The organism is Ruegeria sp. CH8 (assembly GCF_056536985.1).
Window position 1 is genome coordinate 86,403 of record NZ_JBQFQR010000004.1, and the last position, 16,887, is coordinate 103,289.

General features: G+C 60.2%; 13 protein-coding genes. 5 read left to right on the forward strand and 8 right to left on the reverse strand.

What is annotated here, in order from left to right:
• Window positions 1-77: 77 nt before the first annotated feature.
• The 3 genes from ACR0ER_RS05775 (at window position 78) to ACR0ER_RS05785 (ending at window position 4,912) form a co-directional block, all read left to right on the forward strand.
• Entirely contained in the window at window positions 78-3,239 is a 3,162-nt protein-coding gene (locus ACR0ER_RS05775) for a valine--tRNA ligase (protein ID WP_480768095.1), read from the forward strand.
• Window positions 3,240-3,376: 137 nt separating this feature from the next.
• Complete coding sequence (locus tag ACR0ER_RS05780; protein ID WP_480768096.1) at window positions 3,377-4,540, forward strand: benzoate/H(+) symporter BenE family transporter; 1,164 nt, start codon at window positions 3,377-3,379, stop codon at window positions 4,538-4,540.
• Between the two features lie 39 nt (window positions 4,541-4,579).
• The gene (locus ACR0ER_RS05785) at window positions 4,580-4,912 is read left to right on the forward strand and encodes a DnaJ family domain-containing protein (RefSeq protein ID WP_480768097.1); all 333 of its coding nucleotides are present in this window, start codon (window positions 4,580-4,582) and stop codon (window positions 4,910-4,912) included.
• Here ACR0ER_RS05785 and ACR0ER_RS05790 read toward each other — a convergent pair whose 3' ends face one another.
• The gene (locus tag ACR0ER_RS05790; protein WP_480768098.1) at window positions 4,913-5,695 is read right to left on the reverse strand and encodes a crotonase/enoyl-CoA hydratase family protein; all 783 of its coding nucleotides are present in this window, start codon (window positions 5,693-5,695) and stop codon (window positions 4,913-4,915) included.
• A 132-nt stretch (window positions 5,696-5,827) separates the two neighbouring features.
• Here ACR0ER_RS05790 and ACR0ER_RS05795 point away from each other — a divergent pair, with 132 nt between their 5' ends.
• Entirely contained in the window at window positions 5,828-6,931 is a 1,104-nt protein-coding gene (locus ACR0ER_RS05795) for a pyridoxal phosphate-dependent aminotransferase (protein ID WP_480768099.1), read from the forward strand.
• 7 nt (window positions 6,932-6,938) lie between these two features.
• Here the strand turns inward: ACR0ER_RS05795 and ACR0ER_RS05800 are convergent, their stop codons facing one another.
• From ACR0ER_RS05800 to ACR0ER_RS05825, 6 genes are all read right to left on the reverse strand, one after another.
• Window positions 6,939-8,129 (reverse strand): pyridoxal-phosphate-dependent aminotransferase family protein, encoded by a 1,191-nt coding sequence (locus ACR0ER_RS05800; protein WP_480768100.1) that lies wholly within the window; start codon window positions 8,127-8,129, stop codon window positions 6,939-6,941.
• Between the two features lie 51 nt (window positions 8,130-8,180).
• Entirely contained in the window at window positions 8,181-8,813 is a 633-nt protein-coding gene (locus ACR0ER_RS05805) for a bifunctional 4-hydroxy-2-oxoglutarate aldolase/2-dehydro-3-deoxy-phosphogluconate aldolase (RefSeq protein WP_480768101.1), read from the reverse strand.
• A 5-nt stretch (window positions 8,814-8,818) separates the two neighbouring features.
• Window positions 8,819-10,624, reverse strand: a complete 1,806-nt coding sequence (gene edd / locus ACR0ER_RS05810; RefSeq protein ID WP_480768102.1) for a phosphogluconate dehydratase — start codon at window positions 10,622-10,624, stop codon at window positions 8,819-8,821.
• 1 nt (window position 10,625) lies between these two features.
• Window positions 10,626-12,071, reverse strand: a complete 1,446-nt coding sequence (gene zwf, locus ACR0ER_RS05815) for a glucose-6-phosphate dehydrogenase (RefSeq protein ID WP_480768103.1) — start codon at window positions 12,069-12,071, stop codon at window positions 10,626-10,628.
• 138 nt (window positions 12,072-12,209) lie between these two features.
• Window positions 12,210-14,453, reverse strand: coding sequence for a phosphoenolpyruvate--protein phosphotransferase (ptsP, locus tag ACR0ER_RS05820; protein WP_480768104.1), 2,244 nt, complete (start codon window positions 14,451-14,453; stop codon window positions 12,210-12,212).
• Window positions 14,454-14,498: 45 nt separating this feature from the next.
• Window positions 14,499-15,737 carry an aspartate kinase gene (locus tag ACR0ER_RS05825; protein ID WP_170332687.1) on the reverse strand — a complete coding sequence of 413 codons (1,239 nt, stop codon included), beginning with the start codon at window positions 15,735-15,737 and terminating at the stop codon, window positions 14,499-14,501.
• Between the two features lie 163 nt (window positions 15,738-15,900).
• Between ACR0ER_RS05825 and ACR0ER_RS05830 the strand changes: the two genes are divergently transcribed.
• Window positions 15,901-16,254, forward strand: coding sequence for a hypothetical protein (locus tag ACR0ER_RS05830; protein ID WP_480768105.1), 354 nt, complete (start codon window positions 15,901-15,903; stop codon window positions 16,252-16,254).
• On the opposite strand, the gene ACR0ER_RS05835 is transcribed toward ACR0ER_RS05830, so the two are convergent.
• On the reverse strand, window positions 16,248-16,886 hold the full coding sequence (locus tag ACR0ER_RS05835) for an SDR family NAD(P)-dependent oxidoreductase (RefSeq protein ID WP_480768106.1): 639 nt from the start codon (window positions 16,884-16,886) through the stop codon (window positions 16,248-16,250). The genes ACR0ER_RS05830 and ACR0ER_RS05835 overlap by 7 nt on opposite strands.
• Between the last annotated feature and the right edge of the window lies 1 nt (window position 16,887).

The following is a 16,887-nucleotide window of genomic DNA, read 5'->3' on the forward strand; positions in this document are numbered from 1 at the left end:
CCGCAAACCCTTCCACTTCGGGCCGCGTTTCGTTATTGCAGGCGCTGACCCAAGATTGATGACGCAGGACGCACCCCATGGCGATGGAAAAGACATTCAACGCGGCCGAGGCCGAGGCCCGCATCTACGAGGCCTGGGAACAGGCCGGAGCCTTCAAGGCAGGCGCGAACAAATCGCGCGACGAAAGCTTTACCATCATGATCCCGCCGCCCAACGTGACAGGTGCGCTGCACGTGGGCCACGCCTTCAACAACACGCTGCAGGACATCCTGATCCGCTGGCACCGGATGCGCGGTTTCGACACGCTGTGGCAGCCCGGGCAAGACCATGCCGGCATCGCCACACAGATGCAGGTGGAAAAGATGCTGGCCGCCACTCAGCAGCACGGTCGACGGGAATTGGGCCGCGAGAAGTTCCTTGAGAAAGTCTGGGAATGGAAGGGCGAATACGGCGGCACGATCATCGAGCAGTTGAAACGGCTTGGTTCATCGTGCGACTGGTCGCGCAACGCGTTTACCATGGCCGGTGCTGCGGGTGATCCGCGCACGGGGCACGAGAATTCGGCCAACTTCCATGACGCGGTCATCAAAGTCTTCGTCGATTTGTACGAAAAGGGCCTGATCTATCGCGGCAAGCGTCTGGTCAACTGGGATCCGCATTTCGAGACCGCGATCTCGGACCTTGAGGTCGAGAACATCGAAGTTGCAGGCCACATGTGGCACTTCAAATACCCGCTGGCCGGGGGCGAGACCTATACCTACGTCGAGAAAGACGAAGACGGGAACATCGTGCTTGAGGAAGAGCGCGATTATATCTCGATCGCGACAACCCGCCCCGAAACCATGCTGGGTGACGGCGCGGTGGCGGTTCATCCTTCAGATGAACGTTACGCGCCAATCGTTGGAAAACTTTGCGAAATCCCGGTTGGTCCGAAAGAACATCGCCGTCAGATCCCGATCATCACCGATGATTACCCCGATCCCGATTTCGGCTCGGGCGCGGTGAAGATCACCGGCGCGCATGATTTCAACGACAACATGGTCGCCAAGCGCGGTGGCATTCCGATGTACCGCCTGATGGACACCAAAGGTGCGATGCGGGCCGATGGTGCGCCCTATGCCGACGAAACGGGCAAGGCGCAGGAATACGCGCGCGGGCGTGAGTTCACAGAAAACGAGATCGACGCGATCAACCTCGTCCCCGATCACCTGCGCGGGTTGGACCGGTTTGAGGCGCGTGCGAAGGTCGTCGAAGAGATTACCAATGACGGTCTGGCCGTCATGTGCCGTGCCGATGACACGCGTCTGGGTTCGACGGCCCTGAAGCCCGAGCACGAAGGTGCCGACAAGTTGGTGCCACTAGTCGAGAGCAAGACGATCATGCAGCCCTTCGGCGACCGCTCGAAAGTTGTGATCGAGCCGATGTTCACCGACCAGTGGTTCGTTGACGCCGCAAAGGTCGTTGGCCCCGCACTGGACGCGGTCAAGGACGGCACGGTCAAGATCATCCCCGAGTCGGGCGAGAAGACCTATTACCACTGGCTGGAAAACATCGAGCCCTGGTGTATCTCGCGCCAGCTGTGGTGGGGACATCAGATTCCGGTTTGGTATGGTCTGGACCTGTCCGCAGAAGGGTTCAAAGACGACGAGAACGACGGTGATCTCGATCTGGTCGAATTGGGCCGTTTGCTGAACGAAGGCGGCATGCTGCACCGTGGCAATGTCATGGAATGTGCTGCGAACCTTGACACCGTTACCGAGAAATTCCTCGACGACAACGCCAACATTCCCAGCCCGCTGAGCCACGCGACCGTTGTAGAAGTCGCCGACAAACAAGAAGCGATCCACAAGTTTGCTGAAAGCCTTGCCCAGTATGCGTTGGAGCAGGACCCGACCAAACTGGTCTATCCGGTCTGGCGCGACCCTGACGTCCTCGACACATGGTTCTCTTCAGGCCTCTGGCCCATCGGCACTCTGGGCTGGCCCGAGCAGACAGAGGAACTGGAACGCTACTTCCCCACGGACGTTCTGATCACCGGCTTTGACATCCTGTTCTTCTGGGTCGCCCGGATGATGATGATGCAACTGGCCGTGGTGAACGAAATCCCCTTCCACACCGTCTACCTGCACCAGCTCGTCCGCGACGAGAAGGGCAAGAAGATGTCCAAAACTACCGGCAACGTCATCGACCCGCTTGAAATCGTAGACGAATTCGGTGCGGATGCGTTGCGCTTTACCAACGCCTCGATGGCTGCCATCGGCGGTGTGCTGAAGCTGTCCAAGGAACGCATCACCGGCTATCGCAACTTCGGCACCAAGCTGTGGAACGCCGTCCGCTTTGCCGAGATGAACGAGGTCTTCACCGACGCGGTTCCGCAACTGGACGTGTCCGACCTGAAGCCCAAGGCCGCCGTGAACCGCTGGATCATCGGCGAAACCGCCCGCGTGCGGGAAGAAGTTGACGCGGCGCTGGAAAGCTATCGCTTCAATGATGCCGCCAACGGGCTTTATGCCTTTGTCTGGGGCAAGGTCTGCGATTGGTATGTTGAACTGTCCAAACCGTTGTTGCAGGGCGATGACGCCGAGGCGCAGGCTGAAACCCGCGCCACAATGCGTTGGGTTCTGGATCAGTGCATGGTCCTGCTGCACCCAATCATGCCTTTCGTCACCGAAGAACTGTGGGGCCTGACCGGCAACCGTGCCAAGATGATCGTTCACGCTGACTGGCCGACCTACGCCGCCGCCGACCTGATCGACGCGGAGGCAGATCGTGAGATGAACTGGGTAATCTCGGTCATCGAAAACACCCGTTCGGCCCGTGCGCAAATGCGCGTTCCGGCTGGCCTCTACGTACCGATGCTGGTGACCGAAATCGACGACCACGGTCAGGCCGCTTGGGACCGCAACGAGGCGCTGATCAAGCGCCTTGCACGGATAGACAGCTTGACCAAGGCCGATGAACTGCCCAAAGGCACCATCTCGATCGCCGCCCCCGGCGCGGCCTTTGGCCTGCCGCTGGCAGATATCATCGACATCGGCGCCGAAAAGGAACGGCTGGAAAAAGCCAAGGGCAAGCTGGCCAAGGAACTGGGCGGCCTGCGCGGGCGTCTGAACAACCCGAAATTCGTGGCCTCGGCCCCGGAAGAGGTTGTCGCCGAAGCCAAAGCCAACCTCGCCGCCCGCGAAGAGGAGGAGGCCAAGCTAAACGAGGCCCTCGCGCGTTTGGCCGAAATCGCCTGATCTTCATCTTTTCAAAAATACTCGAATCCAATCCCCATCACCCAATCCGGTGGTGGGGATTTTCTTTTTCGCTCAAAGTGCTTGTCCCCGCTGCTTAACCCTTGTTAGCAAGTGAGGGTTCAATCCCAGAGGTCGATATGGCGCGCGCAGTTCCTCCTATTCAAACGGTCTCAACGGGGCTTGTGGTCGCCATCGTCGGGTTCTTCAGCTCATTCCCCATTGTGTTGCAGGGGCTGGCAGCGATGGGCGCCTCGGCATCCGAGTCCGCCTCGGGCCTTATGATGGCCGCCATTGCGATGGGCCTGACAGCCATTGGACTAAGCCTGTGGTATCGGCAACCTATCAGCGTGGCATGGTCAACGCCGGGTGCCGCGTTATTGGCAGTGTCCGCAATGCCAACGGCGGACTTCGCGGAAGCCGTTGGCGCGTTCCTCTGCGCAGGCGCGCTAACCGTGTTGGCCGGTCTTTGGCGTCCTTTGGGGCGACTGGCCTCGGCAATCCCGACAACCCTGGCGCAGGCGATGCTCGGAGGCGTTCTGCTGCCCCTTTGCATCCTCCCCTTCACGGCTGCCGTTGAGCTGCCCTGGCAAGCCTTGCCCGTGATCCTGACATGGTTCATCGCTGGACTGATAAACCGACTGTTCGCTGTTCCGGCGGCGGTGGTCGCAGCCGCTATAGTTGTGGTTCTGAACGCAGGCGATGCATCCGTTGCACCGTCTCACCTGATGGCAGCACCGGTCTGGATCGTGCCGACCTTTTCTTTGGCATCGATCATTGGCATTGGCATCCCGCTGTTCATCGTCACCATGGCCACACAGAACATCCCTGGCATCGCTGTGATGCGCAGTTTTGGTTACTCGCCCGCTTCGGGCAAACTGTTTTCCTCCGTCGGAGCAGCCAGCATTCTGTCGGCTCCCTTCGGCGCTCCGGCCACTTGTCTCGCCGCCATAACCGCCGCGATGTGCTCCAACGAGGACAGCCACCCTGATCCAGCCCAACGATATTGGTCTGCCGTGATGGCGGGCATATTCTATTGCCTTTTCGGCATCTTCGCGGTGGCTATCACAGGCTTTGCCGTACATGCCGACCCTTTGTTGATGGGAACATTGACGGGCATCGCCCTGATCGGAGTGCTGGCAAATGCGACCCATGCAGCGCTGGAAGTGCCCGCCGAACGCGAGGCCGCTATTCTGACCTTTGCCATCACAGCTTCCGGAATCTCGGTCTTTGGTCTGGGCGCTGCGGTTTGGGGGCTGCTGGCGGGAGGCGTCGCTTATCTGGTCACGAATCGAGCCCGGTAGCCGCTTTCAAAGCCTTAAAGGCTGGGGTATCCTGTCGCTATGTTTGGATCGCTTGGAAAACTGATCGAACGTCAGATCAAAAAGGCCCAAGCCGAGGGCCAGTTGCAGGGTCTGGAAGGCGAAGGCCGTCCGTTGCCTGACCGATCCGGAGAAGCTCAAAGCGACGCAGCCCTAGCAGCTGGCCATAGGATCATGGCTCAGGCTGGGGTGCTGCCGGAAGAGTTCGAGATCAGAAAAAAACTTGATGCGGCACGCAAAGAGTTTGCAGGTCTGACAGATCCGGACGAACGCAAATTGGCCATGGCTCGGATCACTGATCTTGAGATGCGCTACAACATGGCACGCGACGCCCGCCGCGCCTTTATGCGCTAGTTACTTGAAATCGGGCTTACGGCCCTGCATCTGCGCCATCACCACCTCCATCTGATCGGGTTTGCCGATCAGTTCGACCTGTTCAGCGGACTCCTCCAGAAGAACTTCGGCGCGGGTTTTGGTCTCGGCCACTTCAATCAGGCGCTTGGCGGCGCGAATGGCCGAAGGGCTTTGGCCTGCGATATCTTCGGCCAATGCCAGCGCTTCGGTCAGCGGATCGTCTGAGAGTTTCGTCACCAGCCCCCACTCTGCGGCCTGCTGCGCGCCAATTGGACGTGCGGTGTAAGTCAACAAGCGCAGCACGTCCGAGCGCACAAGCTGCGGCAACAGAACCATTCCGCCCATATCGGGGATGATGCCCCATTTCATCTCCATCACCGCCAGTTTGGCCTCGGGGTGTGCGATGCGGATATCCGCCCCTAGCGCGATCTGCAGACCACCCCCATAGGCCACGCCCTGAATGGCGCAGATCACGGGCACCGGGACACGCCGCCAGACCAGGGCCAGTTCCTGCATCTCATTGGCGTCTTCATGGCTGCGGGTCATCAGCCATTCGGTCGGATCCATATGGGCCATCTTGGCAAAGCTCGCCATGTCGAGCCCGGCGCAAAAGCTTTTGCCCTCGCCCGACAGCACCACGGCGCGGGCGTCCGAGGCCGCAACCTCCTGCCCGGCGGACAGCAGCGCCTTGACCATCGCATCATCCAGCGCGTTCATCTTGTCGCCGCGCGTCAGCGTGACATGGGCGATGTGATCTTTGTACTCGACGGATACGCGTGACATGCGGACCTCCCAATTTCTGTTGTCCCAACCATGCCCGGAAGGGTTGCCAAGTTCCACCGCAACGTCGGGGCACGTCTGGCGGCGCGATTACAGGTGGTTGCCTGACAGCGGACCATGAGGTTATCTCGCATCATGACTGACCCACGCTATACCCCGCTTGCCTTGTCATTGCCCGCAACCGTGCCCTTTGTCGGACCCGAGACGCAAGAGCGCCAACGCGGTGCGCCCTTTGTGGCCCGGCTGGGCGCGAATGAGAGCGTCTTCGGCCCCTCGCCCCGTGCGATCGAGGCGATGGTGGCCACAGAAATCTGGATGTATGGCGATCCAGAGAACTTTGATCTGCGTCACGCGCTTGCGGTGCATCACGGCGTACAGCCTGAAAACATCGTGGTTGGCGAAGGCATTGATGGACTGCTGGGGTACCTCGTACGATTGCTGGTCGGACCGGGCGACGCAGTCGTGACCTCGGACGGAGCCTATCCGACATTCAACTATCACGTGGCCGGGTTTGGCGGCGTGTTGCACAAGGTGCCATACCGCAACGACCACGAGGACCCCGCGGCGCTGTTCGCCAAAGCGGCTGAAGTGAGTGCAAAGCTGGTCTATCTGGCCAATCCCGACAATCCGATGGGCAGCTGGCACAGCGGTGCAGATATCGTAAAGGCGATGGAAGCCCTGCCCGAAGGGTGCCTTTTGGTACTGGACGAGGCCTATGTGGAATGCGCCCCCGAAGGGACCGCGGCACCGGTCGCGGCGGATGATCCGCGCGTGATCCGGATGCGCACGTTTTCCAAGGTCTATGGCATGGCCGGGGCGCGGGTTGGCTATGCGATAGGCGCACCGGGGCTGATCGCGGCCTTCAATAAAGTGCGCAATCATTTCGGCATGAACCGGGCCGCACAAGCAGGTGCGCTGGCGGCGTTACAGCATACCGATTGGCTGGCCCATGTGCAGGCGCAAATTAGCATAGCTCGGGAACGGATCAGCCAGATCGCACGGGATAACGGGCTTGAGCCCCTGCCCTCGGCCACGAATTTTGTGGCCATTGATTGCGGCCGGGACGGTGCCTTTGCCAAGGCAGTGCTGGAGGCACTGGTGGCACAGGGCATCTTTGTGCGAATGCCCTTCGCCGCACCACAGAACCGATGTATCCGGGTCAGCTGTGGAGAGGCGGCGGATCTGGACGCCTTCGCGGCCGCGCTGCCACAAGCCTTGGCGGCAGCACGGGCTGAATAGGCCGTGCTTATTGGGATAGAACTGCGGCTGCGGCCTCAAGCGCGCCTTTACCGCGCGGGATATTCTGGGCGGCCATTGCGGTCTCCATCCCACCCAACATCGCCATCACCATCTGACCGTTCACGTGGCCCATATGACCCAGACGGAAAAAGCCGTTCCAATCCTCCATGCCAAGGCCGATGCCCAGCGTCAGGCCGATCTGCGTCTCGGTAAACCGGCGCAACGGCGTACCGCGCTGATCCGTCAAACGCAAAGTGGTGACCGCGTGGCTACGGTGAGCGCGATCAGCCACGTTCAAATGCAGCGCGTCGCCTTCAGCCCAAGTTTCGCAGGCTGTCCAGATTGCAGTGGCAAGGCGTTCGTGGCGGGCCCAGACATTCTCGATGCCTTCTGCGTGGATCAAGTCCAACGCCGCGCGCAGGCCATACAGGTGGTGCGTAGGCGCGGTACCGTTGAAATACTGGTAGAATAGCTCAGGTTTCACCCGCGGTTGCCAGTCCCAGTATTGCGAGACTCGCGGCATCTCGGACCGCTTGGCTTGTGCTTTGTCATTGAAGAAGACAAACCCAACACCCGCTGGCGTCATCAGCCCCTTTTGGCAGGCGGTGACCATGACGTCGACACCCCACGCATCCATCTCGAACCGATCGCATCCTAGCGAGGCGATGCAATCCGCCATCAACAGCGCCGGGTGGTTCACCTCGTCCAGCAGAGCCCGCAGCACCGGGATGTCGTTACGGATCGAACTTGAGGTGTCCACATGCACTGCCAAAACCGCCTTGATCTGGTGACCGGCGTCCGCGCGCAGGGCATCTGCGATGCGTTCCATATCCCAAGGTGAGGACGTGCCGAAATCGATCAGTTCAACCTTGGCACCGATGGCTTCGGCCATTTCGGCCCAGCCATGGGTGAACCGGCCTGACGCCGGGGCCAGCACGGTTTCCCCCGGCGCGATCACGTTGGACAGCGCGGCCTCCCACGTGCCGTGACCGTTGGCGATATAGATGGCGACGTTGTGTTCAGTCCGGGCCACACGACGCAGGTCGTGGGTCAGGGCGGGCATCATCTCGATCAACTCGCCGTCATAGATATTGGGCGACGGGCGATGCATTGCCTGCAGCACCGCATCGGGCATGACCGACGGGCCGGGAATAGCCAGATACTCGCGCCCCTGCGCGAGAGAGATTGGGTTTGTCATGGGGTCAACCTGTGTGAATTGACGCCCACCCTAGCGCAGCAAAAAGTGGCGTCAATCCGTCAGCTTCGCGGCCTCACGCGCAAGTGCTTCGATCCCGGCCCAATCGCCGTCCAGAACCATCTGCTTGGGCGCAACCCAACTGCCACCAGCGCAAACGACATTCGACAAAGACAGGTAGTCTTTCGCATTCGTAGGCGACACCCCACCGGTCGGACAGAAGCTGATCTGCGGCAGCGGCGCGCCAATGGCTTTCAATGCAGGCGCACCGCCCGATGCCTCGGCTGGGAAGAATTTCAGCATATCATAGCCTTGCTCCAAAAGGCGCATTGCCTCGCTGGCAGTGGCGGCACCCGGCAGCAATGGCAGGCCTTCTGCTTCACAGGTAGCGATCAACGCGTCGGTCGCGCCGGGTGAAACACCAAACTGCGCGCCTGCCTCTTTGGCGGCGCGGACGTCATCAGGGGTAACCAGCGTGCCTGCTCCAACGACGCCACCGGGGACTTGCGCCATCTCGCGGATCACGTCCAGCGCCACAGGTGTGCGCAATGTGACCTCCAACGCGGGCAGGCCACCGGCAACCAAGGCCTCGGCCAGGGGGCGGGCGTGTGCGGCATCGTCAACGACCAGAACGGGCACAATCGGCGCCAGGGCACAGATTTCGCGGGTACGTTGGGTTTTCGACATGAGGACTATGCTCCGAATATACTGGCGCCAGCGTCGGCGGAACCGACGTTGTGACGGAAAGCGGCGAACAGATCACGTCCGACGCCATGTTGATTGGCGGACAGATCGGCGGTGACTGGGGTGCGATCCAACACACCGGGGTTGAGGATTTCCAGATCGCCTTTCACAGCGTCTACTCGCAGAAGGTCGCCGTCCTGCAGATAGGCGATAGGACCACCCTCAAGCGCCTCGGGGCAGACATGGATCGCGGCGGGAACCTTGCCTGAGGCGCCCGACATGCGGCCATCGGTGACGAGCGCCACTTTCTGCCCCCTGCCCTGCAGGATCGACAGCATCGGGGTCAGCGAGTGCAATTCGGGCATACCGTTGGCTTTGGGGCCCTGAAAGCGGACGACAACAATGACGTCATCGGTGAATTCACCTGCCTTGAAGGCAGCTTTGACCTCGTCCTGATCGTGGAACACACGCACGGGCGCTTCGACGACCTGATGTTCAGGGGCCACGGCCGAGACTTTCATTACGGCGGTTCCCAGATTGCCGGTCAGCCGTGACAGGCCGCCCGTAGGCTGGAACGGATCCTTGGCTGGGCGAACGATTTTGTCGTTTAGGCTGAGGCCTGCACCCTCTTCCCAAGTCAGCTCATCACCCTTCAACTTGGGCTCTTTGGTGTAGTTGTGCAGACCCTGCCCTGCCACGGTCAGCGTATCGGGATGCAGCAGCCCGTCTTCGAGCAGCGTTCCGATAGCAAAGCCCAGACCGCCAGCCGCGTGGAAATGGTTCACATCGGCCAAACCGTTAGGATAGACCCGCGCAATCAGCGGGACCACGGCAGAGATGTCCGAAAAATCCTCCCAATCCAGCACGATACCCCCTGCGCGCGCCATCGCGATCAGATGGATCAGCAAGTTGGTCGAACCACCTGTCGCCATCAACCCGACGATGCCATTCACAAAGGCGCGTTCGTCCAGTACCTGATAGACCGGCGTGTAGTCGTTCCCCAACGCGCTGAGAGACAGGGCCCGGCGAGCGCCTTCCTTGGTCAGGGCATCACGCATCGGCGTGTTGGGATTGACGAAGCTGGACCCCGGCAGGTGCAGGCCCATGAACTCCATCAGCATCTGGTTAGTGTTAGCAGTGCCGTAGAAGGTACAAGTGCCCGGGCCGTGATAGGCAGCCATTTCAGCCTTCATCAGTTCGTCCCGTCCAACCTCTCCGGCGGCGAATTGTTGGCGGATTTTGGCCTTTTCGTCATTTGGCAGGCCGCTGGTCATTGGGCCCGCAGGCAGGAAGACTGCGGGCAGATGCCCGAACGCCTGCGCGCCGATGATCAAACCGGGGACAATCTTGTCACAAACGCCAAGGAACACAGCCGCGTCATAGGTATTGTGGCTGAGCGCCACTCCAGTCGCCAGCGCAATCACATCGCGTGAGAACAGCGACAGCTCCATCCCTGCCTCACCCTGCGTGACCCCATCACACATGGCAGGCACGCCGCCCGCGACCTGTGCAGTGCCACCGGCCGCACGGATCGCATCGCGGATCAGCCCGGGGTAGCGTTCGAACGGCTGGTGGGCCGAAAGCATGTCGTTATACGAGGTGACGATGCCCAAGTTTCCGGCAGCACCGGTCGCCATCGACTGCTGATCCTGCCCCGCACCGGCATAGGCATGCGCCTGACCACTGCAGGACAGGTGCGCGCGCGCTGGACCCTTTGATCGGGCCTGCTCCATCCGCTTTACATGCGGCCCGCGCAGGTCAGCGCTGCGATCAATGATCCGCTGGGTGACGTCGGTGATAACAGAATGAACCACTTTAACCTCCGATCTGGCGCCAGCGGCGCCCGTCGCGATGCATCAGCATCAATGCTTCTTCGGGGCCTGAACTGCCCTGATCGTACCGTGCAGGGCGATCGCCGCGATCTTCCCAACCCTGAATGATTGGATCGACCCAGGCCCAGGCGGCCTCGGCCTCATCCCCGCGCATGAACAGGGTCTGATCGCCGCGGATCACATCCATCACCAGCCGTTCGTAAGCATCGGGCGCACTGGCCTCAGCGCCCAGCGCATCGGCAAAGCTCATGTCCAGCGCCACGTCAGACAGGCGGAAGCCGCCCGGGCCGGGGTCTTTGATTGTGGTGCGCAGAGTAATGCCCTCATCCGGTTGCAAGCGGATCACCAGCACATTGCCGTGCAGCGGGCCGACGTTCGGAAAAATCGTGTGCGGGGGATCGCGGAAGAACACAGCAATCTCGGATTCCCGCGCCCGCAGACGCTTGCCGGTACGAAGATAGAACGGCACCCCGGCCCAGCGCCAGTTGCCAAGATGCACCTTTAGGGCAATAAAGCTCTCGGTCCGGCTGGCAGGATTGCCGACGTGATCAACGTAACCACCCTCCCCGTCTTTAGCGCGATACTGGCCGCGTGCGATGTCTTTAGGTTCAACAGGTTCCAGCGCCTCGATCACTTTGACCTTTTCGTCGCGCACGGCGTTGGACGAGAATTTCGAGGGCGGTTCCATTGCCGTCAGGCACAGAAGCTGCACCAGATGGTTCTGTATCATGTCCCGCATCGCACCGGATTGGTCGTAATACCCTCCGCGCCCTTCGACGCTGACGGTTTCGGCAACGGTGATCTGTACGTGGTCGATGTGGGTCGAGTTCCACAGCGGTTCGAACAGCGAGTTGGCAAAGCGCAAGGCCATCAAGTTCTGCACCGTTTCTTTGCCAAGATAGTGGTCGATCCGGTAAATCTGATGCTCTTCGAAACAGGCGCGCAAACCTTCGTTCAGCGCCTTGGCAGAAGGCAGGTCGTGTCCGAAAGGTTTCTCTACCACAATGCGGCTGTCTGGCGTGGCCATACCGTGATCATGCAGACGTTGCGCAATCCCCGAAAACAGGCTTGGACCAACCGAAAGGTAGAATGCGCGCACCACGTCAGGACGCAGGGATTTGGCCAGATCGGGCCAGCCAGCTTCGCCCATTGCATCAACCGGGACATATTCAACGTGGCTCAGAAACTGATCCAGTACGTCCTTTTGAAATTTTGGTGCAAATTCCTTCATCGAGGTGCGGATCTGGTCGCGAAACGCGTCGCTGTCGATATCCGACCGGGCAGTGCCGATAATCCGGGCTTCCTCGGGCATCTGGCCCACTTCGAAACGGTGATACAGGCCCGGCAATATCTTGCGCTGTGCCAAATCGCCCGTGGCGCCGAATAAGACAAGGTCAAACGGGTTGACCGGAATTACGCGTGAAACCATCGACGGGCTCCTTCAGTGTTCACCTGCGACACCATAGCACCACTCTTCCTCAGCACTTGCGACACGGGTCATGTTATCGCTAACATTTGCGATCTGAATAGGCAATGCAGCTGCAGAAAGCAAGCCCGGAATTGGAAATCAACTCTGATTGCGTAGCCATTCCATAACGGCGGGCCGCACGGATTGCTCTCCGCGATGGCGCGCGTCAGCAATGATTTTGCGCACGGCTTGCAGATCGGCGCGCAGCAGGACGCTCTTGACCGGACCGATCGAGGCCGGGCGCATCGACAGCGACCGAATGCCCATCGCGGCAAGACACAATGCTTCGACCGGGCGACCGGCATCTTCACCACAGAAGGAAAGCGGCGTATCCGAGATATTGCACCGCTCGACGATCCGCTCGATGAAGGTGAGGAAGCTGACATTCAGCGTGTCATAGCGGCGGCGCACCAATTCGTTCTCGCGGTCAGCAGCAAAGAAGAACTGCTTCAAGTCGTTGCCGCCGATTGAGACGAAATCCACCTCATCAAAGAACTTTTGCGGCGCAAACGCGAGCGACGGGGTTTCCAGCATCGCACCGACCTCGAGTGTCTCGGGCAGAACATGGCCAAGGCGTTTTTCACGCTCGATTGTCTTGTTGACCTCCCACTTGGCTTCTCGGAATTCGTCCGCCTGCGCCACGAAGGGGAACATGATCGTCAACGGACGACCATTGGCCGCACGCAACAGCGCCTGCAGCTGCATCCGCATTACACCGCGCTTATCCAAACCCACACGAATTGCGCGCCAGCCCAGTGCCGGGTTCGGCTCTGCCACGTGTTTCATGTACGGCAGAACCTTGTCCGAGCCGATATCCAACGTCCTGAACACGACGCGTTTATCACCGGCTGCATCCAGAACCCGCTGATATTGCGTCACAAGCTCGGACCGCTTCGGCATCTGGTTGCGGATTAGGAACTGCAACTCAGTCCGGAACAATCCGACGCCCTCGGCGCCGGAGTTGTCCAGGGAGGGCAGGTCGGCCATCAAGCCTGCGTTCATCACCAGATTGATCCTTTCCCCATCCCGCGTCACGGTTGGGGTTTCGCGGATCGAGGCGTAGCGCTCCTGCGCCTTGGCCTGCATCGCAATCTTGTCGCGGAAGGCGCTGACCACAGTATCTTCGGGGCGCAGGTGTACTACGCCCTGATCGCCATCGACCAGTATATGGTCACCGTTCAACGCTTCGGTGGTGATGCGACCGACGTGGACAACCAGCGGAATCGCCAGCGCACGGGCGACGATGGTGGCATGGCTGCCGACCGAGCCTTCTTCGAGCACGATGCCCTTCAACGACCGACCGTATTCCAGCAGATCGCCTGGGCCGATATTGCGGGCGATCAGGATCGGATCGGGTGGCAGGTCGGCCCCATTAGTTTTGCCCTGCCCGGTCAGGATTCGCAGCAACCGGTTAGACAGGTCGTCCAGATCGGCCAACCGCTCACGCAAATAGAGATCGGTTACCTGCCCCATCCGGGCGCGGGCCTGAGACTGCTCTTTCTCGACTGCAGCTTCGGCGCTAAGGCCACGCGCAATATCCTCCTCCATTCGCCGCATCCAACCCTTGGAGTTGGCGAACATGCGGTAGGCTTCGAGAACCTGTAGCTGTTCCTTGTCAGCCCCCTGCGAGATTTCTAGCATCTTATCTACGCCTACACGCAGTTCTTCTACGGCTTCGTTTAGCCGTTCAAGCTCACGATGCGGATCTTCAGCAATGGGGTTGGTCACCACAACGCGCGGCTCGTGCAACCAGACATGCCCCTCGGCCGAACCCTCTTGCGCCGGGCCGCCACTTAATTGCACGGATTGCTGGTGCAGAGGCGATAAAGCGGCTCCTTCACCGACGAAAGCACCCAGTTCGGCCATTTCAGCCAGAACCATGGCGACTACTTCCAGTGCATATACCTCATCCGCCGAGAGCTCGCGCGCTTCGCGGGATTGGACCACCAGCACGCCCAGCTTCTCACCCAGACGCTGAATGGGCACCCCAAGGAAAGACGAAAATCGCTCTTCCCCGGTTTCCGGCATGTAACGGAAGCCTTTGGCTGACGGCGCATCAGCGGTGTTCATCACCTTGCCGGATTGGGCAACGCGCCCCACCAGACCCTCGCCCATGCGCATACGGGTCTTGTGAACCGCTTCGGGCGACAGGCCCTCGGTGGCGCAAAGCTCCAGCGTATCTTCATCGCGGAACAGATAGACCGAGCACACCTCAGCACTGATGCTGTCTGCGATCAGACTGGTAATCCGGTCAAGACGTTCCTGACCGGCGGCCTCGCTCGCCATCTCCTCGCGCAGCCGCCCTAGCAGCTTGCGTGATTCTGTTTCAGTGCCGTCCGCCATGGCCCAACCAAATTAAGGTGTCAGGCTAAACCCTTGGCTGAATGCTCAGGCCGCCTTGTCCAGTTCAAAAGCATCATGCAGTGCCTGAACCGCAAGTTCCATGTATTTCCTGTCGACAAGGACGGAAATTTTAATCTCAGAGGTTGTAATGACCTTGATGTTGATCCCCTCATCCGAGAGCACCTTGAACATTTTGGCCGCAACACCAGACTGAGAGCGCATCCCGATCCCGACAACAGAGACCTTGCAGACATCTTCATCTGCGACCAGTTCGGCGTAGTTCAGCTCACCCGCATCCTTGATCGCCAGCAGCGCCTTTTCCGCGCGGGCAACCTGATCAGTCGGGCAGGAAAAGGTCATATCCGTGCGCCCCTCGTCCGAGATGTTCTGCACGATCATGTCCACATTCACGCCCTCATCGCTGAGCGCGGTAAAGATGGTCGAGGCGATACCGGGGCGGTCCGCCACCGATACGACGGTCATCTTGGCCTCGTCACGGGAATAGGCCACACCGGCCACAACATTGGATTCCATGATATCCTCCTCGTCGCAGACCAGTGTACCGGCCTCGTCGGATTGTTCTTCGAAACTAGAAAGAACGCGCAGTTTCACCTTATAACGCATCGCCAGCTCGACCGAGCGAGTCTGCAGCACCTTGGCCCCCAGCGAGGCCAGTTCGAGCATTTCCTCGAACGAAATGCGGTCCAGCTTGCGCGCCTTTTCACAGATGCGCGGGTCGGTCGTATAGACGCCGTCCACGTCAGTATAGATGTCGCAGCGCTCGGCACCAAACGCAGCTGCAAAAGCCACAGCAGTTGTGTCCGAACCACCGCGTCCCAGCGTGGTAATGCGGCCCTCGGGGCTGATGCCCTGAAAGCCTGCCACAACGGCAACCTTCATACCTTCGCCAAATTTCTGGTTCAGGTTTTCGGTGGGAATTTCCTCGATCCGGGCTTGGCTGTGGGCGCTGGTGGTTTTCAGCGGCACCTGCCAGCCCTGCCAGCTGCGGGCTGGAATATCCATTTCCTGCAGCGTCAGCGCCATCAGACCAGCGGTCACGTTTTCACCCGAAGACACCACGGCGTCATATTCGCGTGCGTCGTACAGCGGCGAAGTCTCATCGACCCAACCCACCAATTCATTGGTCTTGCCGGACATGGCCGAAACGATGACGATCACGTCATAACCCTTGGCCACTTCGACGCCGATGCGTTTGGCCGCGCGGCGGATGCGGTCAAGATTAGCAACCGATGTGCCACCGAATTTCATAACGAGTAAGGGCATGGGGGTGGTTTCTCCGCGCCTTGGACTTCAGGTTCCGTGCGTCTTATGCGAGGGGGGCCGTAAGGGCAAGGGTTCAAAACCGCGCTGCGCGCCACACGGGGCTGCTTTACATCCGGCTGAGGGGGTGTCAGCCTTAGGCATCGCATTTTCCAAGAGGTTTTCCATGCTCCGCCTTGCTATCGCCGCTGTCCTGCTGTCTTCACCCGCATTGGCGCAAGTGGCCACACTGGCCGCAACCGATGGCAAGAACGCCCTGGGCACGGTGCCCTGCGCCTCGGGCGGCGAACCGCTGAGCAGCTGCCATGCCGAATTGCGCCACCATGACGATGGCACCACGACACTGGCTGTCTCGTTGGGTGGTGGTGAGGTACGCAGCATCTATTTCACAGATGGTGTCCCGAATTCCAGCAGTTCGCCCGCCCGGATCAGCCACGAAACCCGCGGTGACCTGACGGTGGTATTCATCGATCCCGATGAAGTTTACGAAATTCCCTCAGCAGCGCTGATCCGTCAATAAGCGTGCGGACGACCATCCCAGGTTTCGAAACAGCCCGTATTGTCCAGTGACAACGCATCAAACTGCTCGATCAGACCCTCTGTGGCCTGATCCGAAGTAATTTCGGCATCAGGTCCGCCCATATCCGTTTTTACCCAACCCGGATGATAGATTCCTACGGCGATGCCGTCCGCGCGCAGATCGGTCGCCAGATTCCGCCCCAGATTCAGTGCTGCAGCCTTTGAGGCGCGATAAATGTAGCTACCGCCCGGTGCACGCGTGTGCGACGCCATTTGCGAGGACAGAATGGCAACCTTGCCGCGGGCCGCGCGAAGGTTGGGCAGCAAGGCCTGAACGGTCAGGAACACGCCAGTGACATTGATGGCAAAGCTCTGCGCCCACATCTCTGCCGGATAGCCCTCGATGCCCTGCCCTTTGTCCAGATAAACACCTGCATTGCAGATCAGCAGATCAACCGGCTGGCCTTCCAGTTGCGCCGCCATGTCCGCGTGCTGCGACGCGTCGGCGACATCCAACACAACTTGCTCAGAACCGTCTCGCGCGGTACCGGTCAACGTATCACCCCGCGCGCGAAAGCGATCAGCCAGCGTTCGGCCTATTCCCCGACCCGCACCAGTGATCACAACATGCATG